Origin of the sequence: Enterobacter sp. V87_3, from assembly GCF_029967835.1 — a bacterium.
Classification (GTDB): Bacteria; Pseudomonadota; Gammaproteobacteria; order Enterobacterales; family Enterobacteriaceae; genus Enterobacter; species Enterobacter cancerogenus.
Genome location: NZ_JASCAM010000010.1, coordinates 137,709 through 155,883, shown reverse-complemented (window position 1 = coordinate 155,883; position 18,175 = coordinate 137,709). Strand labels below are relative to the sequence as shown.

The following is an 18,175-nucleotide window of genomic DNA, read 5'->3' as shown; positions in this document are numbered from 1 at the left end:
CGTCAAATAACCTGGTTTTTTCACGTTATTTACCGCCATTATCTTATTGACAAGCTGTTAGTCTTGACCCCGTAAAAAACCATCCAGGGGAGAGTCATGGCTATTCAGGGCATTGAAGGGGTACTCAGTCAGCTGCAGGCGACGGCGGTGTCGGCACGCAGTCAGAACGTGGCGGAACAACAGCCGGGCATCAGTTTTGCGGGGCAACTGCACGCCGCGCTTGACCGCATCAGCGAGACCCAGACGGCGGCGCGTACCCAGGCCGAGAAATTTAGCCTCGGCGAGCCGGGCGTGGCGCTGAACGATGTGATGACCGATTTGCAAAAAGCATCGGTCTCCCTGCAGATGGGGATCCAGGTACGTAACAAGCTGATCTCGGCCTATCAGGACGTGATGTCCATGCAGGTTTAGGTTGTTTAACCTAATGATAATTATAATTAATAACCATCCGATACTGTGGCGTGGGGCATGGATGGGGCAAACTCACTTAATTTCTGGTTTAGGATGAGTACCTGGTCCTGGTTGTTTTCAGCCATCCAGGATCCGTACACCCGGTAAACCATTTGCGCGTCTGTGTGGCCCATTTGCTTCGCTATGAAGTTAGGGTTAGCACCCGCAGCCAATGACCAGCATGCATAGGTGTGTCGGGATTGATATGCTTTGCGATAGCGAATCCCGGCGCGTCGCATTGCAGACTCCCATGATTGGTTAATCGACCCTACTGCGTAATGATTCCCGGCAAGGCTATTACGCGAAACTATTTGTGGGTTGAATACGAACGTGCACGGATGCACAACGGAGCGTCCATACTCACGGAGCTTAACTTCAATCTGATGCTGTTTGCTAACACGCGTCATTTCAGCCTGGCTTTTCAGCACATCGATAGCTGGCTGAATGAGGTTGATGATGCGGTCCGTTCCGGCGTCCGTTTTCGGAAGAGTGAACTCCTTCGTCAAAGTGTGGTTCCGGCGGATGATCATCGTGCCTGCTTTCAGGTCAATGTCTTCCCAGGCAAGAGCTACCAATTCTCCGTGCCGTACTCCGGTATAAACTGCCAGCGACCACATATTTTTAAGCTGCTGGTGGGTACATGCGTTAATCATCCGGATGAACTCTTCTCGCGTTAGCGGGTCAGGTTCAGTGCGTGCCCGTTTGAGCAGAGAAATGCCATTAAACGGATTCGCTTTCACATACCCGCTATCAGCTGCAAAGTTAAACATACCTGACATTGTTCTCATGTAGTTGTTCACCGTTCTGACTGATCGGCCTTTCACCGGCGTTTTCTGCCCCGTCTTCAGAACGTGATAACCAGTTAGCAATTCCTTCCTGATAAACAGCAGGTCCTCCTGCGTCACTGCAGATACCAGCCTGTCCCCACCGATCCTTGGAACCATGTTGCGCGCTATAGATGAATAGCGTGACATAGCGTTGGTGCTGATCTCCATGCGTTTCAATTCCAGCCACTTATTCGCCAATTCCAGCACAGTGATTTCCTTACTCTCCATCCCAAACCTTCTCAAGTTCGGCGAGTCAGGAAACTGGGCGGCATAGTTGAAGCTGCCAGTCTTTATCGAAAAGCACACCGACGCGCGCAGCTCGCCAGCGACCTTTCTGTTTTTTGGTGTATCCGGCACGCCGAGGCTTTCACGAACCCGGCTGCCTTTATAGATGAACCATATGCGGAGTGTTCCTCCGTGGTTCTCCACGCCTGTTGGGTATGCTGACTTAGCCATTATTCCCTCCTGACGCCCAAGAGCCCGCTAAGCATAAACGGATCTTCATTGGCGCGCACCCGGCTGTTTCTTTGACATGCTCTCAACCCACTGGTCAACAGCCTTGCGGTTATACATGCATTCGCTATTTTTCTTCGGCACACCGTCCGGGGAAACATGCAAATATTCCCGCCCGGCCATCCAGCATTTCTTGCGGGCCCGCTCGATAGTGCCCGGGCGAAGGCCGGTAATCTCGACGAGCTTTTCTTCTGTTACCCAGTCGTTGGGCACGATTAAGGTCATTTCGCTCATGGGTTTCTCCAGGCAAAAATAAACCGCCCGTAGGCGGCTAATATTGAAGTTATGTAACAGTCTTTTAGGTGCTAAACAACTAGTTGAAGGCTTGGGGGAATCGTACAAAACTGCGGTAAATATAAGCAATGTATAGATAGAAAAATGGAATTTTTAAGAAATTGGGTTCGGTTTATGACGTCTTATCGAAATAAGAATTGCTTCTTCGGATGGAACAGTTCCGTTAACTGCATATAGATACTCACGTCCATCATATGCATTCCAAAAAGTCTTCAAATCAAAGATGTATGAAATTGGTTGGATTTCAGGATCTCCGGTGCTTTGTACTGGATGAGATGCCATTTCAATGGTTGTCCCCGCTGATTTTGTTGTTGATCTTTTATGTCCATCATATCCGCCACCAAATACTAAAACGTCATTCATAGTAACTTTCCTCTTGATAATTTCTGTATATATAGCAAAAAAGGAAATTATTAACTGTGTGCTCTTCTACTATTTCGAATATGCTTTTTATCCCGCTCGATCAAACTTTGGCACTCTGCGCACGTCTGGCAGCCGGGAACGGCAGCGCGCCGCGGCTCTGGAATTGGTTCGTCGCATTCTTCACAACGTTCAGCTGATACGGCGTTGCGGTCTATGCGGTGAGCGGAAAGGGCAGCGTTACGCTGAAGCTCTTCAATCTCTGCTGCTGTGTCGATGATATCGGCCATGGTCACTCCTTACCGAGGGCTTTGTGGATGGCCGCGCGGGCTTTGTTGATTACGCCGTATCGTTCCGGGTATGTAACGTTTCGACCTTTTGCCATTGCTTTTTCGGTTAGCTGTAACGCTTCCAGTAAATCTGGTGCGGCGGCCATGAGCGCGCCGTTATCGTCTTCGGAGCCATTAATCAGTAACTCAGCGAGAAGGCCACCATCACCGCGAATTGTTCCGGTCTCTTTGCTATATGACCAATTACCTTTAGTGCCTTTAAAATCTTCCATATTCACTCCGCGAACTGTCGGTTAATTCGGTTGAAGGTGAACGCCAGCAATAAAAAAGGCCGCTTTAGCGACCTGGCGATTATTGATGTCATGGCTGAATCCACCCCTTGCCTTTGACGTGCTGGATGACACCAAGCTTCCTGAGCGACTGGAGGCGGCGATCAAGGATGCGGAAGACGTCCATCGGGTGCTTTCCTTCTGCTTCAGCAATAACGAGGCACTCCTGCCTGACGGAAGGGCTAAACAGCTCCGAAAGCGAGGTTGGATGAGCACCGATAGCGCTTAACACTTCGCTATCCAGTTTCGCGTATTTGGTCATGCTGCACCGCCTTCAGGAAAATCACCGAAGTCAGCAAGGTCAGTTTCGCGATCGAACTTAAATTCGCCTATATCGACAACCTCAACTTCGTGTTCGTAAATATCCCCTCCGCCACTTTCAAGAATCTCCATGGCTTCTTCCAGGCTTTCAGCATCCACTCTGAAGGTCTGCGAACCTTCTGCTCGCTTGACCTCAGTGGTAAAAAGAAATCTTTTCACGATTCAACTCCGAAGCGGCTATTAAGCCGCCCTGTGTATACGACGAACTCCAGGAGGCTAACTCCAAGAGCTTCAATTTTCTTGTGATGCTTGCTGATGATGGGAGGCACCGTTTCGTTCCAGTTAGGCTTTGGCTTCTTGCGCATGGCCTGCTGGATTTCCTCGGTGCAGCGGCGGCAGGCGGCGCGGATGGCGTTTTCATTTGCTGGCGTCATGCGGCCTCCGTCGTCTTTTTGAAGGAGTGAGCTATTCGAGCGGAAGCAATGGTTACGTAATCCGGGTTCAGGTCGATGCCGATGAAGTTAAATCTTTCCTCGATAGCTGCCCGGCCAGTGCTCCCGCTCCCCATCCACGGGTCAAGCACGGTACCGCCAGGCGGAGTAATCAGCCTGCAGAGATAACTCATCAGAGCGATCGGCTTAACGGTTGGGTGGTTGTTCTTCGCGCCACTGGTACGCCCGGCACCAGCGCGCGGATCGTTAATGCCGACGCTTCCTTCTTTGCGGCCGCCGGTCATGTCGCTGGCTGACGTCGCAATGAACCTCTCGAGGCCTTCGTCGCGCTCTTTCGGTTTTACCTTGGCGCAGTAGAAAAAGCGGGCGGCGCTCTTGCTGTCATCAATGCGTGGAGTTGATTCGTGCCGCCGGTCCATTTGCCCATAGCAATTCGCCGCACCCATTTTCGAGCTTGGCTCATTGCCGGTAAGCGCTCCTTGCTGGCCTTTCGCATCCGGAAACGCTGACACTACAGCATCGCTTCCATCGTGAATTATGTTTGCCGGCCAGCGTCCCTCCGGTGCCTGCTCGTAATCAGTAACAGGTTCGGTACCGTCGCGCTGGTGTGAAAGCAGGCCGCCAGCACCGCCATGTAGTGCCTCGTCGGTAGGGATGCGGCAGGCATTGATATTGATCGCCCCGGTGCCGTGCTCAGCCATGTTCGCTGACACCGTTTTTTTGAATGGCTTGCGAGCCATGACGATCGGTTCGTGCGCAGGCTTCAGAGCCGTTCCCCAGCCATCAAATTCACCATCGAGGTTATGCGACTTGGGGAAGCCGCTGCCGTAAATCCAGAGGATTTGGTCGCGGATTTCGAAGCCGGCATCCTCAACGTTAACGACAAGGCGGTGATAGGTTCGTGAGCCGCCGAACGCCAGAAGATGGCCGCCAGGCTTGAGAACGCGCAGGCATTCCTGCCACTGCTTAACGGTTGGAACGTCGTAATCCCATTTGTGGTTCATGAAACTGAGACCGTACGGAGGATCCGTAACGATGGCGTCAACTGAGTTATCCGGCAGCGTTTTCAGAACGTCCTCGCAGCGCCCGACGTGTAGTTGATAGGTCATGCCGCCTCCCGTCTGCGTGCCATCAATGGCTGGTCGTGTCCTGCGTTAAAGCTTTCAACCATCGCCCGGCAACACGCCGGACAGCAGCTATAAGTCCTTTGCGGCTCTCCGTCGAATTTCCAATAAGAGGAACGCATAGACGCGGAGAACGTGGCACAGATATCGCAATGAAAGGCTCCCGTTTCCATAACCCTCATTAGCTGAGTCTCGGAGAGTTCGAACTTTCTGGCGATAACCGCATGCTCAAGACCGGCATCAAGCAGGGCTTCAATCAGCTGAAGATCGTCGATTGTTAATTTCCCACAACGATAAAGGCCCATGCTGCTGGCTTTCATCTGGATAGACGCTTTGGTGCGCTGTAACGTCGCACACAGATCATCCATATCCATGTACAGATAAGTTTTCGACAAAAAAATGGCCTGAGATTCAGGCCAGGGCATTGAGTGCATCTGCATTGTCATAATTATTTCCCGAGGCTTTGCGCCAGGATAACTTTGACGAGCCGCTCAGCAGCTGATTTCTGCGCCGGAACGGAGGCAATTATCCTTGGGCGGTCTTTTTCGGCATTCACGCAGATACCACCCCATCGCGAAATCAGGAAGAAGTCTTCCATCTCAGTGGAACCTGCATTGCTCGCCAGTTCGTCAATCATCTGGACGATATCGACAATTGAGTGGTCAGCCATCAGCCGCTGAACGGCGTAGCCGAAGGCATTGATCATCACCGCGTGGAACTGAATGTAGTCACGCTTGTAGTCTGCCTGGCTGGTGCCGTGGCGAATCGCCTCGATCTGCGTCAGGGCCAACCAGGCCTCCCAGATGGATTCGATGTCACCCATTTCCAGCGGCTTACTGCCCGCATTGGCAAACTTGGCCGTCGCGTCGCTAAGCGCCTTGAAGCTCACCCATAACTTACTTTTCGCCGGAACGACGTTGTGCTCGAAGTCTGTAACCTCTGAGAAGGTGTCGTGCTGAGACAGGAACGACACCATCCCCTGGGCCACCTCATTACGCCCGTCATAGGCCATGTTGATCGCAGCGGAAGGTTTCGAGACGTTGTTATTGATATCGGAGAAGAACTGCTGGCGTGCCTTCAGTGGGAGATTATGGGTCAGCATCAGCGGGATGCTGATTGGCTCTCCGTAAGTCCGGCAGAACTCAGCTAACCCGGCGGCGCGGTGCTGGCCGTCGAACAGCTTGATCACTGCATCCATAGGGAAGCGTGCGACGCCCACATTCGTATTGCCGAACTCTTCAAACTCAATATCCGCGTCGCAGTTGCCGACCAGTGGCGGGATGATGAAGGGCTCTTTATTTTGGTAGGCATTGACGAGGTACTGGTAAAACTTCTTCACGCGCGCCTGGTTAATTTCGCGTTGAGAGCGCTCGAGCGTGCTGCCGTGATTGTCGGACGCAAGTATGCGCGTTAGCGCTCGAGCAGGCGCCGTGATCATGTAAGTCGCCGTGCTACCCTGCATGCCGCGCGACGCCGGCAACTCAAAGAAATAATCGCCTACTTTGCTCATGCCGCCTCCTGCCTTTCCCGATATTCCTCAGCGGGCCGCTGCGCCTTTAATGGATTGCTGACCACTTCACCCCATGGCATTAGCCAGCCGTTACCAATGAAGGGAAGGCGCAGTGTGCCAACCCTGATGTCGTCGTGAGCGTGAGTCATTAGTCACTCCTTGAAGCACCGCCAAGACCTTTGCGGTTGTCATTCAGATATGGATCACATGGCCTGTAAGTCGATGGTTTTGCCGGTGATGTATCGTTCTCACGCTCCTCACGGATGATCTGGTAAAGCTCTTTGCGATCGGCGCGTTCTTTCGGGCTAAGTTTCCGGTCAGGGATTGGCCGGAGAAGATATTTTCGATATTCGGGGGTAAATTTGTTCATTGGTTTCTCCTGACCGGGAGATGATTCAAAAGGGTATATCGTCGTCGAAGTCCATTGGCGGTTCGTTAGATGGGGCGGGTTCCGACTGCTGCTGTGCGCGAGACCGTGCGCCGCCGCTGAATTGATTTTTGCCCTGCGTTTGTCTGCCACCTGCTGGTGCCGCTCCACCGCCCTGACGGCCACCAAGCATCTGCATTGTTCCGCCGACGTTTACCACCACCTCCGTGGTGTACTTCTCGACGCCAGCCTGATCTGTCCATTTGCGGGTGCGCAGCTGGCCCTCGATATAAACCTGAGAGCCTTTACGCAGATATTCACCAGCTACCTCTGCCAGCTTTCCGAACAGAACGACGCGGTGCCATTCCGTTTGCTCTTTCTGTTCACCAGTGGCTTTATCTCGCCATGAATCTGATGTCGCCAGCGTCAGACTGCACACTGAGCCGCCGGAAGGCAGGTAACGTACCTCGGGGTCTTGCCCGAGGTTACCGACGAGGATCACTTTGTTTACGCCTTTGCTAGCCATTTACGCCGCCTGTTTAAGTTCTTTGAGTCGAATGCCAGTAACGTCTTTGCATTTGTTCTGGTGCTCAGCAAAGCCGTTAAGCAATTTCCATGTGTCTTCATAGCGATGCTTAAGCCGATCGCTATCGTTTTCAGAGCCAGCGTATGCAGAGAATTCGGCGAGGATTTTGTCCGCATCCACGGACTGAGGTGCCTGGTCTCGCTGCTGGTGACCATCATGCGGTTGATGGTTCTGCTCGGTTGGTGTTCCTGATGGCAATGCCCATCCCGGTAGAGCTGGCGCCTTCCAATAGAAAACGCCAACCTCTTTTGATTTGGCGTACTGGAACCCGGGCGCGCGCGTTGCTGAAACCACAGCGAACCCTTCCTCCAAGTTGTATAGGTAACGACCGATCCCCCATTGCACGGCGGCGCGCTTCATGGCGCCAGAGCGACCACCTTTCACAGCTTCAACTTGTGTGTTTTCTGCCGCATCCCACTTAGTGATCCACTCGCCTTCAACTTTTATGGAAATACCACACTCAACGCCGCCATTGTTCGGAATATCGCGGTATTCGTTACGCCAGCCAGCCTTGCCGCATACTTCATCCAGCCGCTTCATGATTGCGCGGTTAGTTACGTAAGCCAGCACCTTTGCCCAGATGCCGTTATTGTTTTTTCCCGCCTGCTGAATGCGCCACTCAATATCCTCGCTGGCAAATGGCGCATCTAATTCATCAAGGTTCATGTGTAATTCCCCGCAAATTCATCCCAGCTAATGACCGGGTTCTGCCGTTCGGCGGCAAGGTTGACTGGCTCGTCGTCGTTTTCTTGCTTTTCCGGCAGCACGTCGCGCATAAGGCGCAGGAATGACTCTTCATCCCACCGTTCTGCTGCCGTCATGCTGCACGCTCCTGATGAGTGATGACATAACCCTGTTCAGCCAGCCACTCGATGACTTCTGCGCCGTCGAGTTGGGGGAGTACGTCACGGGTTTTAACGATACCGGCCAGCACAACGCCCTCCATCTCAACTTTGATGGTGTTGTGGGGGCCGACGGACGTGCGCATGTCCACGCACTCGCATGTGATATTCATGAATCACCTCAATATTTGATGTGCGCGTCTTGCACTTTGCCGCCAGCGATCGCCAGCAGTGCTTTCTGCGCGAATTCTTCGGGTATGCCCTGAGCTATCAGGTCGGCGATAACGCGACGATTGACGGTGCGGCGGTGCTCTTTGTCTGCGGCGCGGCGCGCGACTTCTTCGGCTTTACGCTGCTCTTCGGCCAGACGGGCCGCCCCTGCTTCTTCCTGACGGCGGCGCTCCGCGGCAACGGCTTCTTCTTTTTCGCGTCGTGCACGCTCTTCCGCTTCCTGCTTCTCGCGTGCCGCACGCTGTTCCGCTTCAATGCGCTGGCGTTCCGCCAGCTCAGCGCGAGCTTTCTCTTCTGCTTCACGGCGCGCTGCGGCATCCAGTTCCGCCTTATGTCTCTCTTCGGCTTCTCGCTTGGCTTTGTCAGCCGCTTCCTGCTTCAGCCGCTCGTCTCGTTCACGCTGAGCCTGCTCCGCTAGGCGGCGCTGCTCTTCGCGGTCACGGTCGAAAGCGTCATTCATCAGCAAAGCCATTTCGTGATCTGCTTCGATCTGCGCGGCACGCTGGTGGTCGAACTCTTCGTTCATCATCAACGCTTCGGCGTGCAGCGCGTTCATGGCCTCCTCAGCCTTAATGCGATCCTGCTCGGCTTCCCATTCGGTTAGAGGACGGCGCACTTCATCCTTAAGCGCGTCCAGCCGCTCTCGCACAATGCGGCGGCTTTCGTCGATCTGCTTTGGCAGAGCTTTAAGCTCAGCAACCAGATCCTTGCCGGCGTTGTCGATGTAGGTTTTGGAACGGGCAACCTTGTGCGCCATGGATGCGATAGCGTCGCGGCCTTTACGGGTCGACACATCCGGCACCAGGCTGCGAGCTTCTTTCTCGATCGCCTCAATAATCGGGTCGAGTTGCTCTTTGGTGGTGAATACCGCCATTGCGTTCTGTTTCTCAATGACGACTAAATCCGTTACTTCGCTCATGGTATCTCCTGAAATTTGGATGTGCAGATCCCGCCCGCGTAATGCCAGGCCGATCGGTTAAATAGGGTGGTTAGCGGTTTAACCAGTCGTTACAGTGATGCATTGCAGCCTGGCACTGCTCTACGGTGAACCAGCCGAAGTGGCATTCATGAACAGGTATACCCATCTTGCCGGCCAGCCATTGATAAGCTTCAGTGCGCGTCATGGCGCCCGACTTCCAGATACGTTCAAATGGCAACTTACAGCTTTTGCGCGCGTCGCGGGTGGGCTTGTCTGCCAGAGTGCCAAGCGGGATCGCTGTGAAAGGATGAAGCCCGACGTATGCACCGCAGCGTTCGCACAGATAGACATACGGCCATTCACTGAAGTCGCGCCCATAGACTTCTCCATGAGTGCCGATCCGTACTGAACCAGAGCACAGGTGACAATTTGTTGGCACGGGAAGAGGATTCTTTACCCTGGCCGTCGCCTTTTTGCTTGGGTTGGTTGGAGTTTTGATTTCCATATCAGCGTCCTCAGTGAACGATTGGGTTGCCGTGACCGTCCAGAAGGACGTCAATCACGCAGTCACTGAGGCGGATGATTTCTGCGTCGGTGTGCAGGTACACCCATTTGCGCTCCTGAATGACTGCTGAGACGCGATAGGTTCGGCCTTCATGCATTGCCATCATGCCGGGCGTAACGCACTGGCGAATGAGCGGGGTGGTGCCGTAGTGAGACATCATTTTTTACCCTCCACCTGAGCCAGTAAACCAGCAACGTGCATCTGCCAGCGGTTCAGTGTGACCTGTTCGCGCGGATTGGTGAGCGACGTTAGCCGCCATTCGTTATTGTTCAGGGCGCAGCGCTTTACGGAGTACTGCTTGCCGTTGTGGGTGACTGTCATGATGCACTTCCCATAGCCCAGCGGCCTTTACCCTTATAAACAAGCGGCCAGCCTTCTTTGTCTGCTCTCACGATACAATCGTTGACTGTTACTCTTGAGCGAATGCGTACTTCAAGCGGTAGGGTTTTACTGTCAGCCCTGAGCTGGGCATCGTTGATAATTTGCAGCAACATTTCTTTGCTCATAAATCCTCTTAGCCTTATCGCGGCGAACGGAACGGTTAATACAAGACTTCAACGCATTTTTCTGTGTTTCAATGGGCGGTGGATGGCCGCCGGTTGTCATAACTAAGCCGCCTCGGTGAAGCGACTGAGGTATGAAAAAAGCCGCTGGCTAAGCGGCTTCAGACGAATAACGAATTTTTGTTTGCCTCATAACTCAAAACGAAGATATGAACGGCATGTGTTAACGTGTCTCCGCAAAATTCCCCGTAAATGCTTTCGGAAGCGACAAGCCACGTTCTGTCACCCGATAGCCTGCGCGCTGCCTTGTCGATTTTGTATTTGTCGATCAATGCATCTAATTCATCCATCAATCCCGATGCAGTCATTTGTTTAACCGCTTCTTCAGGAGAAAGTCTGAGCATGCCCATCGCCTTACCCTCTGTCGTTACCCGCTGATGCGGGAGAAATGCTTTGGTGGTGTGGTCTGGAATCGAACCAGAGGTACGGCCGTCATGCCCGCGTCTGCCACTGCGCTACCACACCCCAAAACATTCCCTGTATTGGTCAGCGCCAACTCTCTGCCAGTGTTGCCCGTTCTCACGCCGTTCTCGCTCTCGCGCGGGGATACTCTCTCACCGACCGGATCGCACCCGGTGATACAGCACGTTTTCGTGTGGGGGTCTAAACAGGTCATTGACGCTGTAAATCTGCATGTTGTTAAAAAGCAGGCGACTTGCTGTCCGCCGCTGGCTAACTTCGCTCAGCTGTCGATGTCGTTTCGATGAATTAAAGATACAGATAAAACTGTATTATCGTCAACAGACAAAACTGTATTTAAAGGCGAAAATAACATATGTTTCTGTATTTGTGATGGATTTATTTTGTAAGGGCGTAAAAAAAACCGGCATTAGCCGGTTTAGTTCGATGTGTAGGAGGGGGATTTAGCGTTTGCGTCGGTAGATTCGGTGCTCAATCATCACACCGATAATGGTTAGTGGCTGATGATCGCTGTTAATGACCGGGTAATCGTCATTCAATGGAACCAGTTCAAAGTGCTGACAACCCTTTGGATCTATCCATGTTGGACGGTACTTTTTGAACGTTGCCTGGGTTCCACCGTTCTTTGCCACGACGAACTCCCCCGGTGTCGGCTCTACCTCGGGGTCAACAATGATAACGTCACCTGCTTTGAAATCAGGTTCCATTGAGTCACCTTCTATTCTCAGTGCGAAGGTGTACTGGGAAACATCAAGATCTGTGAGAATGTATTCAAGGCTTCCGTCGAATGCTTCTATAGGGTTCTTCTCAGCCAGAGCACCTGCCTGTACATAGCTTATCAACGGTACTCTCCTGCTGTTGATCTCTGCCATCGGCATAAAAGCGCCGCCGTTCATCAGCCAATCTGCATCACATTTAAGGGCCTTGGCTATACCAACTATATTACGTGGCTTAAGAGTTTTCCCGTCTTCAATGCTCTGCCAGGATTGCTGCCGAATACCGGCTTTCTCAGCAGCTTCTGTCTGAGTTAACCCCAGCTCAATTCTTTTTTGTTTAACGCGATCGGCAAGGCTCACAGCGTCCTCATTCTCATCAGTTCGTCTTGTTTTCATTAGCCTGCATCCCGGCAGAAAGAGTTACACGATCCCTTAACACATAGTCACAGTTAAAACTGTAATTGACAAACAGAAATAACTGTCACAGAATACAGATAAAACTGTGGAGGTGACATGGAAACAATTTCTCAACGCCTCAAGCAAAAACGTGAAGAGATGAATCTGTCTCAGGACCAGCTGGCAAAACTGGCTGGCATGAAGCAGCAGTCACTTCAGGCCATAGAGGCCGGTGTTACGAAGCGCCCACGTTATTTGGTTGAGCTGGCTCGCGCTCTTAAGTGCAAACCAGAATGGCTTCTTTTTGGGGATGACCCAGAAAAATCAACAGCCGCTTAACGGCGGCCCTAACCACGAAAGGGAAAGCAATGCATTCACTTGCGTACCAACAAAATAGCAAATTATCGGTGCCACCGATGATTTACCAGAATCGCCGGGAAGTTGATTCCGCGGCGTTAAATATCGATGGGATCCGCGCAGCAGTTCGCGCCTGGGCAGCTGATTGCCGCAGCCGTGAATTTGTCGCAGCGCTGATTGTGGAAGAGTGGCGGGCCACTGGCGGCACCGGTCTGGATATCCCGACTGACTCGCACCGCCAGATGCAGAAGGTATTCCGCTGGATCGACGGCGACACCGAATATGCCGCCAACAACATTCGGCAGTTGGCTCCGGCAATCATGTCCGTTCTGCCGCTGGAGTACCGCAACCGCCTGGCACCACAGAACGACACCATGTCGCTGATCGCTACTGCGATGAAAGAGTGTGCCGAAGCTAAACAGGCCGTACTGCTGGACGCACCAGAGCATCAGAAGCTGAAAGAGGTAAGCGAGGGTATAGCGTCGCTGTTTCGCCTCATGCCGGAGCAGGTAGGTCCGCTGATGACGATGGTCACGTCGATGCTGGGGGTTATGTGAGAGGCACCAGAAAAGAAAAAGCCCTTGAAGCGGTAACTTCAAAGGCCCTTATCACACTGTGTTACGCCAAGTAACGGGAGTAATTATGGCAAACACCGCCAAAGTAATCAAATTCCCTGCGCAGCAACCGGCGCAGCAGGAGAATCGCATGGCCGATCTGGAAAATGGCTATCTTCGCCTTGCTAACCAGATTCAGGATGCCCTGTGTTTCGTAGAGCTTTCGGGGCGTGAATTCCGCGTGCTGAATGCTATTGTTCGCCTGACGTATGGGTGGTCCAAGAAAGAAGACAGGATCACCAACAGTCTCATCGCAGATAAAACCAGACTGGCCGTTAAGCACGTTTCTGAAGCTGTGCTCAGCCTGGCTTATCGCAACATCATCAAGATGCGCAGAATCGGGCAGACACGTTACATCGGGATTAACACGCTCCTGGATAGCTGGGCTTACACAAAGCCAAAATGTGCAAAGTGCCCGGTCAGTTTCCCGGTCGCTAAAGTTGTAACGCAGGTTATTACCATCCCTGAAATCGGGGATAGCAAAATCACCCCACAAACCATCCCTGAAAACAGGGATAACCATCCCCAAAAACAGGGAGAGGCATCCCTGAAAACAGGGAACACCAAAGACATTCTTCCAAAGACAAATATAAAACCTAATACCCCCTCTAATCCCCCAAGGGGGAAGGACAAGTTTGATCCGCTCAGTGTTGACGTACCTGAGTGGCTAAATCAAACCGCCTGGCATGAATGGGTGGCTTACCGCAAACAGTCTGGTAAGCCGATCAAAACTGAGTTGACCGTCACGAAGGCATTCAAGCTGCTGAAAGAGTGCCTGGAAGACGGACATAACCCGGTAGACGTGATCAACACCAGTATTGCTAACGGATATCAGGGGCTGTTTAAGCCGAAGTTCTCTGTCAAACCAGCCGCCAAGCCGGATCTGGACTTCAACAACACTGACTGGGCCTATGAGGTGATTCGATGAAATCTCTTGCAGAGCAGATGCGTAACCACGACCGCGAGCAGATGAGCCGCATGGCCCATAACCTGCCGGAGCAGTACCAGGAGCGTGCACCGGTAGAGCAGGTGGCTCAGGTATTCAACAAGCTGTTCAACGAGCTGCGCGCCGCGTTCCCGGCCAGCATGGCAAACTTCCGCAGCCAGGACGACCTGAACGAATTTCGCCGTCAGTGGCTGCTGGCGTTTCAGGAGAACGGAATCCAAACCATGGCCCAGGTCGATGCCGGAATGCGCATTGCCCGCCGCCAGGAGCGCCCATTCCTGCCGTCGCCGGGTCAGTTCGTCGCCTGGTGCAAACAGAGTGGTGGAGCGCTTGGCATCACCGTTGACCAGGTGATCGCCGAATACTGGGACTGGCGTAACCGCTCGTTCGAATTCACCTCCAGCGAACAATTCCCCTGGTCACAGCCGGTCATGTACCACATCTGCGTAGAACTTCGCCACCGCAGCACTGAGCGCCAGTTAACGCATGGTGAGCTGGCACGCGAAGCGGGCGATCTGCTGGACATGTGGGAGAAGCGCGTCACCGAGGGTAAGCCAGTGCCGCCGGTACGACGGGCAATTGCAGCTCCGACTGCCCAGCACGGGCCGACGCCGATCCAGTTACTCCAGGCGAAGTACAACCGCAACAAGTCGAACGGGATGGTGTGAGATGAAAGGCAAACAGGCAATTCTGCGTTATCTCGAAACGCACCGGACCTTCACAGCGAAGGATGTGGCCACAGAGTGCGGCATGACCATCAACTGCATCACGAAGAACGCCATCGATCTGGAGCGGACCCGGAAGATTGTGCGGGTGAGCAAGGTCTGGCGAACGGTGACTTATCGCCTGGCTACGCCGGAAGAGCAGGGCGGTACCGCGCGCAGCTGCACCAACGGAATTTTCCAGGAGTGCCGCAACAGCGCGGCAATGAAGCGAGTATTGATGGTTTGGGGGAGGGTAGGGGTATGAGCGTGAAACGTTATGAGGTGAATGGGACATCGTCGGTATTTGAAGATGCGAATGGAAGTCTTGTTGATTACGAAGACTACGCCGCACTTGAAGCAAAATGCGCGGCGCTGGCTGCGGAGAATGCGGGGCTTAAATCAGCGATTGATTCAACTATCGGATGGCAGCAATCAACCGATCCGGAGAACGTCGAAAGTGTCCGAATGCTGGTCGACATTAATACCCCAGCCACCGACGCCTTCCTGGCTGAAGTGCGGGCCAGCGGTGTGGAGATGTTTGCTGATGACCTGCTGTGTCCAGACCTTGATAGCACTATTCGCGAGTTCGCCGCCCAGCTTCGCAAAGGAGTGCAGTCATGAGACTGAAAATGCACACACCGAACGGCTCAGTGATTGTTGAAAGTAACCTGGTAACGCAGTTCTACCCTGATTTCGAAAGCGGCGGAGAGCTGACAACCATCGAAACGGTATCGGTTACTGGTGAAACTTTCTCGGTGAAAGTTAAGCATTCGTTTGTGCAAGTGACGAGCGCACTGGCTACAGCCTGGAGCGTTGACGAGAAGAAAGCAGAAGGAGTCGCCCAATGAGCAACTCTATCGACGCGCACCTTACTGATGAGGTGATCAATGCAGCATTCGAAAACACGAATTTCGGCCGCACTGATTTCCGCACCATCCTGGCTGAAACCGTAATGAAACGTGCTGCCGGGTATCACTCTGGCTGGACTGCAACAACCATCTGCGTGGGGCTTGGCTTGCTGAGCTCAAAGAACCAAGGCGCAACAAAACTTGGTCTAACGTTCGCTTTCCACCACTACTACAAGCCTTGCGTGCGTGAAGCACTGATGAAAGCCCAGGAGGCCGCCCAATGAGCAACATCGACAAACAGGCGCTGCGTGATATTGCCGCAGCAGCGGAATCAACCCCTTTATGGCATGCGGTTGGTGTGTTCGGCGAAGTAGTTGACCCTGATATGCCGGAGTGGAAGCCTGTGCATGACTTTTGCAAAACATTCACGGCTGAGAGAGTTCTGGCGCTGCTGGATGAGCTGGAAGCCAAAGACAAGCGCGCTGTCGAAATCCCAACCTTCGACGACTATGTGCCACACATTGCGCGAGAACTCCAAGCGGCTTTCCGTATTGCCTGTGATAACGCTGGCATCAACGTCTCTGCTGGCACCGATGAGGAAGATCGAGCATGAAAACTTATTACATCCATCCGGCTGCATTCGGTAGCACGCAAGATCCAGGCCACGGCCATGTACCCGTTGTGAAGGCTGATGACTTAGAGAAGCTACGCGCCAAGCTGGAAGCCGCAGAGAAGCGGATTGCTGAGCTGGAGGCGAAGCTCGAAACCGCCGATAAATTGCAAGATAGCGCATTTCGGCATGGTCTTCAGCGCGGATTCAGCTTTGGGCAAACAGATAATCAGGCTGGATTTGAAGAGTGCTTATCTGCATATAGCACGAGGGGTAAAGACAATGGCTAATTCATTACTTGAAACATGCAACGAATGGCAAATTCTTCGAGCAGAAATATTGGCTCGAAATCCAAATATGGCCACGACGCTTCAAAAGCTCGACATCATGATTGAGCACTCAGTTAGGGCGGCTATTGAAATATCACATCGTGTTGAGTGGGATTTTAGTGAAGCGGAACGCAAAGCTAAGGCGGTGAAATAATGGAACTTTCACGGGACAAGATTAAAGAAATAATCAATGACGATTGGCTTTTGATGGATGATTGCGAAGGAAATAAAAATTGTGATGTTGTCAAAGAGCTGGCGCGTATCGCGCTGGCATCGCTCGAATCGGAGCCAGTCGGCTGTGATGCCTGTGGTGGTAACGGTTCGGTAGACATCGATCACGGCGAGATGGGCATTGAGCATATCGAGTGTCCGAAATGTTACACCGCCCCGCCAGCGCCGGTAGTGCCGAATGGTTGGGTGCTGGTGCCGGTTGAGCCGACAGAAGACATGATTGTCAATGGTTTCGAGTCAGAGCCAGATGAGAGCTTTAGCGATGAGAAGGAGTGGGAAGCATACGACGCCATGAGCGGATGCCAGCAGGCTGCATACCGGGCGAAATTGTGCTGGGCAGCGATGTTATCGGCAGCACCTAAGATTTGAAAAATACCATATCTTGTATAGTTGAAACTTACACAGAACAAATGTTTAATAGATTTATCCCCGCGAGTGATCCAGAAAGGAGGGCCTGATTTTGTCCGAGTTTTTGTATTCCCCCGCATGCAACTGTAGAGCATCACATCTGAGTGTCTGATCAGGGGATTAAAAGATTGGAGTAGTGACAGTAGAGTGGCGACAGAGGCAGTGCCAAAGTCTACCGGAAAGCACTGGGTGCTTTCAGCTCTCGCCCTGGCCGTGATGGGCTAGTGGTTAAGTCATGGAAAGCTGAGAGATCAGATAACCGCATCGCCAGAGGAGCATGCCTGGAGTGATTCCGGCCAGCCAACCGAAAGCTGTGCGAATACGCATAAACTCGGCCTGCCAGTCGCCTGCATCATGCCTTTTCTGGGCTGAGGTGAGTTAAATCGGGTTAAAATCATAAATGAAAAATATTATCATCGATTCAAACGCATGGAATTTTCTTTTTGACAGTGGAATTAGTTTAAGCTCACCTGAGTTATCTCCGTATATTTTTCAAATTACTCGAGAGATTTCTCGTGAAATGGAGGAACTTGACGGCAAGGCTGGTAAGGAAGCTTTATACAAATTTTTCTGCGAAGAAACTATTCCACTTGAAGGTCCACTCGTATATTTTGGTTTTGATGAACCGGATACTCCTGAAGAAGAGCATAGATTCGGAGGCTTTGGAGTAGGCGGTTTTGGTTCAGTTCATCAAAATGATTTTTTAGAAAAAACCTCAAGGCAAATAAAATCTTCCAAAAGAGGGATATACTTTGGCAATGAAGCAGATCGCCTCATAGGCTCGAGAGGGTTTCAAAATACATACATCCTTACCGAGGATGGTAGTAAGTCAGGGCCTTTGAAAGAAGCATGCAATATCATACCAATATCGCATAAACAACTTATGACTGTACAAGAATTTCGCGAACACTTAGACACCTACACGTCAACTTAATTATATTTTGATTTTCCCTAATCAACCAGCCATAATCTTGTCATCGGAGCCCGAACAACTCCGGTGACTTCTGCGCATTTAAGGGGACTTAAATGCGACCACAATCTGAACTCCTCACCTTGTCACAGATGCAGAAATGCACCTGCGATTTTCTGCATTCAGCGGTTTCCGTTAAGGAG

38 protein-coding genes and 1 tRNA gene are annotated in these 18,175 nt (G+C 52.3%); 14 read left to right on the top strand and 25 right to left on the bottom strand.

The window, feature by feature from the left end:
* The first annotated feature begins 96 nt into the window (after positions 1-96).
* Positions 97-411: a flagellar hook-basal body complex protein FliE gene (fliE, locus tag QLG21_RS01490; protein ID WP_006176207.1), complete on the top strand. Its 315-nt coding sequence runs from the start codon at positions 97-99 to the stop codon at positions 409-411.
* Positions 412-437: 26 nt separating this feature from the next.
* Here fliE and QLG21_RS01485 read toward each other — a convergent pair whose 3' ends face one another.
* The 25 genes from QLG21_RS01485 to QLG21_RS01365 form a co-directional block, all read right to left on the bottom strand.
* Positions 438-1,733, bottom strand: a complete 1,296-nt coding sequence (locus QLG21_RS01485) for a site-specific integrase (RefSeq protein WP_282483749.1) — start codon at positions 1,731-1,733, stop codon at positions 438-440.
* Between the two features lie 45 nt (positions 1,734-1,778).
* Entirely contained in the window at positions 1,779-2,024 is a 246-nt protein-coding gene (locus QLG21_RS01480) for an excisionase family protein (protein WP_282483748.1), read from the bottom strand.
* Positions 2,025-2,177: 153 nt separating this feature from the next.
* On the bottom strand, positions 2,178-2,447 hold the full coding sequence (locus QLG21_RS01475) for a hypothetical protein (protein ID WP_282483747.1): 270 nt from the start codon (positions 2,445-2,447) through the stop codon (positions 2,178-2,180).
* 50 nt (positions 2,448-2,497) lie between these two features.
* Positions 2,498-2,734: a TraR/DksA family transcriptional regulator gene (locus tag QLG21_RS01470; RefSeq protein WP_282483746.1), complete on the bottom strand. Its 237-nt coding sequence runs from the start codon at positions 2,732-2,734 to the stop codon at positions 2,498-2,500.
* A 2-nt stretch (positions 2,735-2,736) separates the two neighbouring features.
* A complete protein-coding gene (locus tag QLG21_RS01465; protein ID WP_282483745.1) occupies positions 2,737-3,006 on the bottom strand; it encodes a hypothetical protein in 270 nt (89 codons plus the stop codon).
* An 88-nt stretch (positions 3,007-3,094) separates the two neighbouring features.
* On the bottom strand, positions 3,095-3,325 hold the full coding sequence (locus QLG21_RS01460) for a hypothetical protein (protein WP_282483744.1): 231 nt from the start codon (positions 3,323-3,325) through the stop codon (positions 3,095-3,097).
* Positions 3,322-3,543, bottom strand: coding sequence for a hypothetical protein (locus tag QLG21_RS01455; protein ID WP_045357106.1), 222 nt, complete (start codon positions 3,541-3,543; stop codon positions 3,322-3,324). The genes QLG21_RS01460 and QLG21_RS01455 overlap by 4 nt, the downstream gene beginning before the upstream one ends.
* Complete coding sequence (locus QLG21_RS01450; protein ID WP_282483743.1) at positions 3,540-3,758, bottom strand: hypothetical protein; 219 nt, start codon at positions 3,756-3,758, stop codon at positions 3,540-3,542. The genes QLG21_RS01455 and QLG21_RS01450 overlap by 4 nt, the downstream gene beginning before the upstream one ends.
* Positions 3,755-4,885, bottom strand: coding sequence for a site-specific DNA-methyltransferase (locus QLG21_RS01445; RefSeq protein WP_282483742.1), 1,131 nt, complete (start codon positions 4,883-4,885; stop codon positions 3,755-3,757). The genes QLG21_RS01450 and QLG21_RS01445 overlap by 4 nt, the downstream gene beginning before the upstream one ends.
* On the bottom strand, positions 4,882-5,346 hold the full coding sequence (locus QLG21_RS01440; protein WP_282483741.1) for a hypothetical protein: 465 nt from the start codon (positions 5,344-5,346) through the stop codon (positions 4,882-4,884). The genes QLG21_RS01445 and QLG21_RS01440 overlap by 4 nt, the downstream gene beginning before the upstream one ends.
* Positions 5,347-5,348: 2 nt before the next feature.
* Positions 5,349-6,410 (bottom strand): DGQHR domain-containing protein, encoded by a 1,062-nt coding sequence (locus QLG21_RS01435; RefSeq protein WP_282483739.1) that lies wholly within the window; start codon positions 6,408-6,410, stop codon positions 5,349-5,351.
* Positions 6,407-6,559 (bottom strand): DUF1317 family protein, encoded by a 153-nt coding sequence (locus tag QLG21_RS01430; protein ID WP_282483738.1) that lies wholly within the window; start codon positions 6,557-6,559, stop codon positions 6,407-6,409. The genes QLG21_RS01435 and QLG21_RS01430 overlap by 4 nt, the downstream gene beginning before the upstream one ends.
* Positions 6,559-6,780 (bottom strand): hypothetical protein, encoded by a 222-nt coding sequence (locus tag QLG21_RS01425; RefSeq protein ID WP_282483737.1) that lies wholly within the window; start codon positions 6,778-6,780, stop codon positions 6,559-6,561. The genes QLG21_RS01430 and QLG21_RS01425 overlap by 1 nt, the downstream gene beginning before the upstream one ends.
* 25 nt (positions 6,781-6,805) lie before the next feature.
* Positions 6,806-7,303 (bottom strand): single-stranded DNA-binding protein, encoded by a 498-nt coding sequence (locus tag QLG21_RS01420; RefSeq protein WP_282483736.1) that lies wholly within the window; start codon positions 7,301-7,303, stop codon positions 6,806-6,808.
* On the bottom strand, positions 7,304-8,029 hold the full coding sequence (locus QLG21_RS01415; RefSeq protein WP_282483735.1) for a Rad52/Rad22 family DNA repair protein: 726 nt from the start codon (positions 8,027-8,029) through the stop codon (positions 7,304-7,306).
* A complete protein-coding gene (locus tag QLG21_RS01410; protein ID WP_282483734.1) occupies positions 8,026-8,184 on the bottom strand; it encodes a hypothetical protein in 159 nt (52 codons plus the stop codon). The genes QLG21_RS01415 and QLG21_RS01410 overlap by 4 nt, the downstream gene beginning before the upstream one ends.
* Complete coding sequence (locus QLG21_RS01405; RefSeq protein ID WP_196338212.1) at positions 8,181-8,378, bottom strand: thioredoxin reductase; 198 nt, start codon at positions 8,376-8,378, stop codon at positions 8,181-8,183. The genes QLG21_RS01410 and QLG21_RS01405 overlap by 4 nt, the downstream gene beginning before the upstream one ends.
* Positions 8,379-8,386: 8 nt before the next feature.
* The gene (locus QLG21_RS01400) at positions 8,387-9,355 is read right to left on the bottom strand and encodes a hypothetical protein (RefSeq protein ID WP_282483733.1); all 969 of its coding nucleotides are present in this window, start codon (positions 9,353-9,355) and stop codon (positions 8,387-8,389) included.
* A 70-nt stretch (positions 9,356-9,425) separates the two neighbouring features.
* Positions 9,426-9,860 (bottom strand): zinc-finger-containing protein, encoded by a 435-nt coding sequence (locus QLG21_RS01395; protein ID WP_282483732.1) that lies wholly within the window; start codon positions 9,858-9,860, stop codon positions 9,426-9,428.
* A 10-nt stretch (positions 9,861-9,870) separates the two neighbouring features.
* Positions 9,871-10,080: a cell division protein FtsZ gene (locus QLG21_RS01390; protein ID WP_006176189.1), complete on the bottom strand. Its 210-nt coding sequence runs from the start codon at positions 10,078-10,080 to the stop codon at positions 9,871-9,873.
* A complete protein-coding gene (locus QLG21_RS01385; protein ID WP_213132382.1) occupies positions 10,077-10,241 on the bottom strand; it encodes a hypothetical protein in 165 nt (54 codons plus the stop codon). Before QLG21_RS01385 ends, QLG21_RS01390 begins: the two co-directional genes overlap by 4 nt.
* Positions 10,238-10,426, bottom strand: coding sequence for a hypothetical protein (locus tag QLG21_RS01380; protein ID WP_072049634.1), 189 nt, complete (start codon positions 10,424-10,426; stop codon positions 10,238-10,240). Before QLG21_RS01380 ends, QLG21_RS01385 begins: the two co-directional genes overlap by 4 nt.
* A 158-nt stretch (positions 10,427-10,584) precedes the next feature.
* Positions 10,585-10,827, bottom strand: a complete 243-nt coding sequence (locus tag QLG21_RS01375) for a hypothetical protein (protein WP_045142291.1) — start codon at positions 10,825-10,827, stop codon at positions 10,585-10,587.
* A 50-nt stretch (positions 10,828-10,877) separates the two neighbouring features.
* Positions 10,878-10,948: transfer RNA gene (locus tag QLG21_RS01370), tRNA-OTHER, on the bottom strand.
* Positions 10,949-11,346: 398 nt separating this feature from the next.
* Positions 11,347-11,979: a S24 family peptidase gene (locus QLG21_RS01365; protein WP_282483873.1), complete on the bottom strand. Its 633-nt coding sequence runs from the start codon at positions 11,977-11,979 to the stop codon at positions 11,347-11,349.
* Positions 11,980-12,132: 153 nt separating this feature from the next.
* Here QLG21_RS01365 and QLG21_RS01360 point away from each other — a divergent pair, with 153 nt between their 5' ends.
* The 13 genes from QLG21_RS01360 (at position 12,133) to QLG21_RS01300 (ending at position 17,996) form a co-directional block, all read left to right on the top strand.
* Complete coding sequence (locus tag QLG21_RS01360; protein ID WP_032141965.1) at positions 12,133-12,354, top strand: helix-turn-helix transcriptional regulator; 222 nt, start codon at positions 12,133-12,135, stop codon at positions 12,352-12,354.
* A gap of 29 nt (positions 12,355-12,383) precedes the next feature.
* Positions 12,384-12,929, top strand: a complete 546-nt coding sequence (locus QLG21_RS01355) for a toxin YdaT family protein (protein ID WP_282483731.1) — start codon at positions 12,384-12,386, stop codon at positions 12,927-12,929.
* An 85-nt stretch (positions 12,930-13,014) separates the two neighbouring features.
* Positions 13,015-13,914: a replication protein gene (locus QLG21_RS01350; RefSeq protein ID WP_348994625.1), complete on the top strand. Its 900-nt coding sequence runs from the start codon at positions 13,015-13,017 to the stop codon at positions 13,912-13,914.
* Positions 13,911-14,600 carry a replication protein P gene (locus QLG21_RS01345; protein WP_282483730.1) on the top strand — a complete coding sequence of 230 codons (690 nt, stop codon included), beginning with the start codon at positions 13,911-13,913 and terminating at the stop codon, positions 14,598-14,600. Before QLG21_RS01350 ends, QLG21_RS01345 begins: the two co-directional genes overlap by 4 nt.
* Before the next feature lies 1 nt (position 14,601).
* Positions 14,602-14,901 carry a protein ren gene (locus QLG21_RS01340; RefSeq protein WP_282483729.1) on the top strand — a complete coding sequence of 100 codons (300 nt, stop codon included), beginning with the start codon at positions 14,602-14,604 and terminating at the stop codon, positions 14,899-14,901.
* Positions 14,898-15,257 carry a hypothetical protein gene (locus QLG21_RS01335; protein WP_282483728.1) on the top strand — a complete coding sequence of 120 codons (360 nt, stop codon included), beginning with the start codon at positions 14,898-14,900 and terminating at the stop codon, positions 15,255-15,257. Before QLG21_RS01340 ends, QLG21_RS01335 begins: the two co-directional genes overlap by 4 nt.
* Positions 15,254-15,484, top strand: coding sequence for a hypothetical protein (locus QLG21_RS01330; protein ID WP_282483727.1), 231 nt, complete (start codon positions 15,254-15,256; stop codon positions 15,482-15,484). The genes QLG21_RS01335 and QLG21_RS01330 overlap by 4 nt, the downstream gene beginning before the upstream one ends.
* The gene (locus QLG21_RS01325) at positions 15,481-15,768 is read left to right on the top strand and encodes a hypothetical protein (RefSeq protein ID WP_282483726.1); all 288 of its coding nucleotides are present in this window, start codon (positions 15,481-15,483) and stop codon (positions 15,766-15,768) included. The genes QLG21_RS01330 and QLG21_RS01325 overlap by 4 nt, the downstream gene beginning before the upstream one ends.
* Positions 15,765-16,097: an ead/Ea22-like family protein gene (locus QLG21_RS01320; RefSeq protein ID WP_282483725.1), complete on the top strand. Its 333-nt coding sequence runs from the start codon at positions 15,765-15,767 to the stop codon at positions 16,095-16,097. Before QLG21_RS01325 ends, QLG21_RS01320 begins: the two co-directional genes overlap by 4 nt.
* On the top strand, positions 16,094-16,384 hold the full coding sequence (locus QLG21_RS01315; RefSeq protein ID WP_282483724.1) for a hypothetical protein: 291 nt from the start codon (positions 16,094-16,096) through the stop codon (positions 16,382-16,384). Before QLG21_RS01320 ends, QLG21_RS01315 begins: the two co-directional genes overlap by 4 nt.
* A complete protein-coding gene (locus QLG21_RS01310) occupies positions 16,377-16,577 on the top strand; it encodes a hypothetical protein (protein ID WP_282483723.1) in 201 nt (66 codons plus the stop codon). The genes QLG21_RS01315 and QLG21_RS01310 overlap by 8 nt, the downstream gene beginning before the upstream one ends.
* Before the next feature lie 53 nt (positions 16,578-16,630).
* Positions 16,631-17,023, top strand: a complete 393-nt coding sequence (locus tag QLG21_RS01305; RefSeq protein ID WP_282483722.1) for a hypothetical protein — start codon at positions 16,631-16,633, stop codon at positions 17,021-17,023.
* Positions 17,024-17,462: 439 nt separating this feature from the next.
* Complete coding sequence (locus QLG21_RS01300) at positions 17,463-17,996, top strand: hypothetical protein (RefSeq protein ID WP_282483721.1); 534 nt, start codon at positions 17,463-17,465, stop codon at positions 17,994-17,996.
* Positions 17,997-18,175 lie beyond the last annotated feature (179 nt).

Bases quoted from the DNA above. Each gene is read 5' to 3' on its own strand.
- QLG21_RS01480 (WP_282483748.1), bottom strand. From the start codon at position 2,024: ATGAGCGAAATGACCTTAATCGTGCCCAACGACTGGGTAACAGAAGAA.
- QLG21_RS01395 (WP_282483732.1), bottom strand. From the start codon at position 9,860: ATGGAAATCAAAACTCCAACCAACCCAAGCAAAAAGGCGACGGCCAGG.
- QLG21_RS01310 (WP_282483723.1), top strand. From the start codon at position 16,377: ATGGCTAATTCATTACTTGAAACATGCAACGAATGGCAAATTCTTCGA.
- QLG21_RS01330 (WP_282483727.1), top strand. From the start codon at position 15,254: ATGAGACTGAAAATGCACACACCGAACGGCTCAGTGATTGTTGAAAGT.
- QLG21_RS01470 (WP_282483746.1), bottom strand. From the start codon at position 2,734: ATGGCCGATATCATCGACACAGCAGCAGAGATTGAAGAGCTTCAGCGT.
- QLG21_RS01445 (WP_282483742.1), bottom strand. From the start codon at position 4,885: ATGACCTATCAACTACACGTCGGGCGCTGCGAGGACGTTCTGAAAACG.
- QLG21_RS01315 (WP_282483724.1), top strand. From the start codon at position 16,094: ATGAAAACTTATTACATCCATCCGGCTGCATTCGGTAGCACGCAAGAT.
- QLG21_RS01420 (WP_282483736.1), bottom strand. From the start codon at position 7,303: ATGGCTAGCAAAGGCGTAAACAAAGTGATCCTCGTCGGTAACCTCGGG.
- QLG21_RS01340 (WP_282483729.1), top strand. From the start codon at position 14,602: ATGAAAGGCAAACAGGCAATTCTGCGTTATCTCGAAACGCACCGGACC.
- QLG21_RS01485 (WP_282483749.1), bottom strand. From the start codon at position 1,733: ATGGCTAAGTCAGCATACCCAACAGGCGTGGAGAACCACGGAGGAACA.
- QLG21_RS01380 (WP_072049634.1), bottom strand. From the start codon at position 10,426: ATGAGCAAAGAAATGTTGCTGCAAATTATCAACGATGCCCAGCTCAGG.
- fliE (WP_006176207.1), top strand. From the start codon at position 97: ATGGCTATTCAGGGCATTGAAGGGGTACTCAGTCAGCTGCAGGCGACG.
- QLG21_RS01300 (WP_282483721.1), top strand. From the start codon at position 17,463: ATGAAAAATATTATCATCGATTCAAACGCATGGAATTTTCTTTTTGAC.
- QLG21_RS01400 (WP_282483733.1), bottom strand. From the start codon at position 9,355: ATGAGCGAAGTAACGGATTTAGTCGTCATTGAGAAACAGAACGCAATG.
- QLG21_RS01410 (WP_282483734.1), bottom strand. From the start codon at position 8,184: ATGACGGCAGCAGAACGGTGGGATGAAGAGTCATTCCTGCGCCTTATG.
- QLG21_RS01325 (WP_282483726.1), top strand. From the start codon at position 15,481: ATGAGCAACTCTATCGACGCGCACCTTACTGATGAGGTGATCAATGCA.
- QLG21_RS01305 (WP_282483722.1), top strand. From the start codon at position 16,631: ATGGATGATTGCGAAGGAAATAAAAATTGTGATGTTGTCAAAGAGCTG.
- QLG21_RS01345 (WP_282483730.1), top strand. From the start codon at position 13,911: ATGAAATCTCTTGCAGAGCAGATGCGTAACCACGACCGCGAGCAGATG.
- QLG21_RS01405 (WP_196338212.1), bottom strand. From the start codon at position 8,378: ATGAATATCACATGCGAGTGCGTGGACATGCGCACGTCCGTCGGCCCC.
- QLG21_RS01335 (WP_282483728.1), top strand. From the start codon at position 14,898: ATGAGCGTGAAACGTTATGAGGTGAATGGGACATCGTCGGTATTTGAA.
- QLG21_RS01435 (WP_282483739.1), bottom strand. From the start codon at position 6,410: ATGAGCAAAGTAGGCGATTATTTCTTTGAGTTGCCGGCGTCGCGCGGC.
- QLG21_RS01375 (WP_045142291.1), bottom strand. From the start codon at position 10,827: ATGCTCAGACTTTCTCCTGAAGAAGCGGTTAAACAAATGACTGCATCG.
- QLG21_RS01350 (WP_348994625.1), top strand. From the start codon at position 13,015: ATGGCAAACACCGCCAAAGTAATCAAATTCCCTGCGCAGCAACCGGCG.
- QLG21_RS01360 (WP_032141965.1), top strand. From the start codon at position 12,133: ATGGAAACAATTTCTCAACGCCTCAAGCAAAAACGTGAAGAGATGAAT.
- QLG21_RS01385 (WP_213132382.1), bottom strand. From the start codon at position 10,241: ATGACAGTCACCCACAACGGCAAGCAGTACTCCGTAAAGCGCTGCGCC.
- QLG21_RS01320 (WP_282483725.1), top strand. From the start codon at position 15,765: ATGAGCAACATCGACAAACAGGCGCTGCGTGATATTGCCGCAGCAGCG.
- QLG21_RS01390 (WP_006176189.1), bottom strand. From the start codon at position 10,080: ATGATGTCTCACTACGGCACCACCCCGCTCATTCGCCAGTGCGTTACG.
- QLG21_RS01460 (WP_282483744.1), bottom strand. From the start codon at position 3,325: ATGACCAAATACGCGAAACTGGATAGCGAAGTGTTAAGCGCTATCGGT.
- QLG21_RS01475 (WP_282483747.1), bottom strand. From the start codon at position 2,447: ATGAATGACGTTTTAGTATTTGGTGGCGGATATGATGGACATAAAAGA.
- QLG21_RS01430 (WP_282483738.1), bottom strand. From the start codon at position 6,559: ATGACTCACGCTCACGACGACATCAGGGTTGGCACACTGCGCCTTCCC.
- QLG21_RS01465 (WP_282483745.1), bottom strand. From the start codon at position 3,006: ATGGAAGATTTTAAAGGCACTAAAGGTAATTGGTCATATAGCAAAGAG.
- QLG21_RS01450 (WP_282483743.1), bottom strand. From the start codon at position 3,758: ATGACGCCAGCAAATGAAAACGCCATCCGCGCCGCCTGCCGCCGCTGC.
- QLG21_RS01425 (WP_282483737.1), bottom strand. From the start codon at position 6,780: ATGAACAAATTTACCCCCGAATATCGAAAATATCTTCTCCGGCCAATC.
- QLG21_RS01440 (WP_282483741.1), bottom strand. From the start codon at position 5,346: ATGACAATGCAGATGCACTCAATGCCCTGGCCTGAATCTCAGGCCATT.
- QLG21_RS01415 (WP_282483735.1), bottom strand. From the start codon at position 8,029: ATGAACCTTGATGAATTAGATGCGCCATTTGCCAGCGAGGATATTGAG.
- QLG21_RS01355 (WP_282483731.1), top strand. From the start codon at position 12,384: ATGCATTCACTTGCGTACCAACAAAATAGCAAATTATCGGTGCCACCG.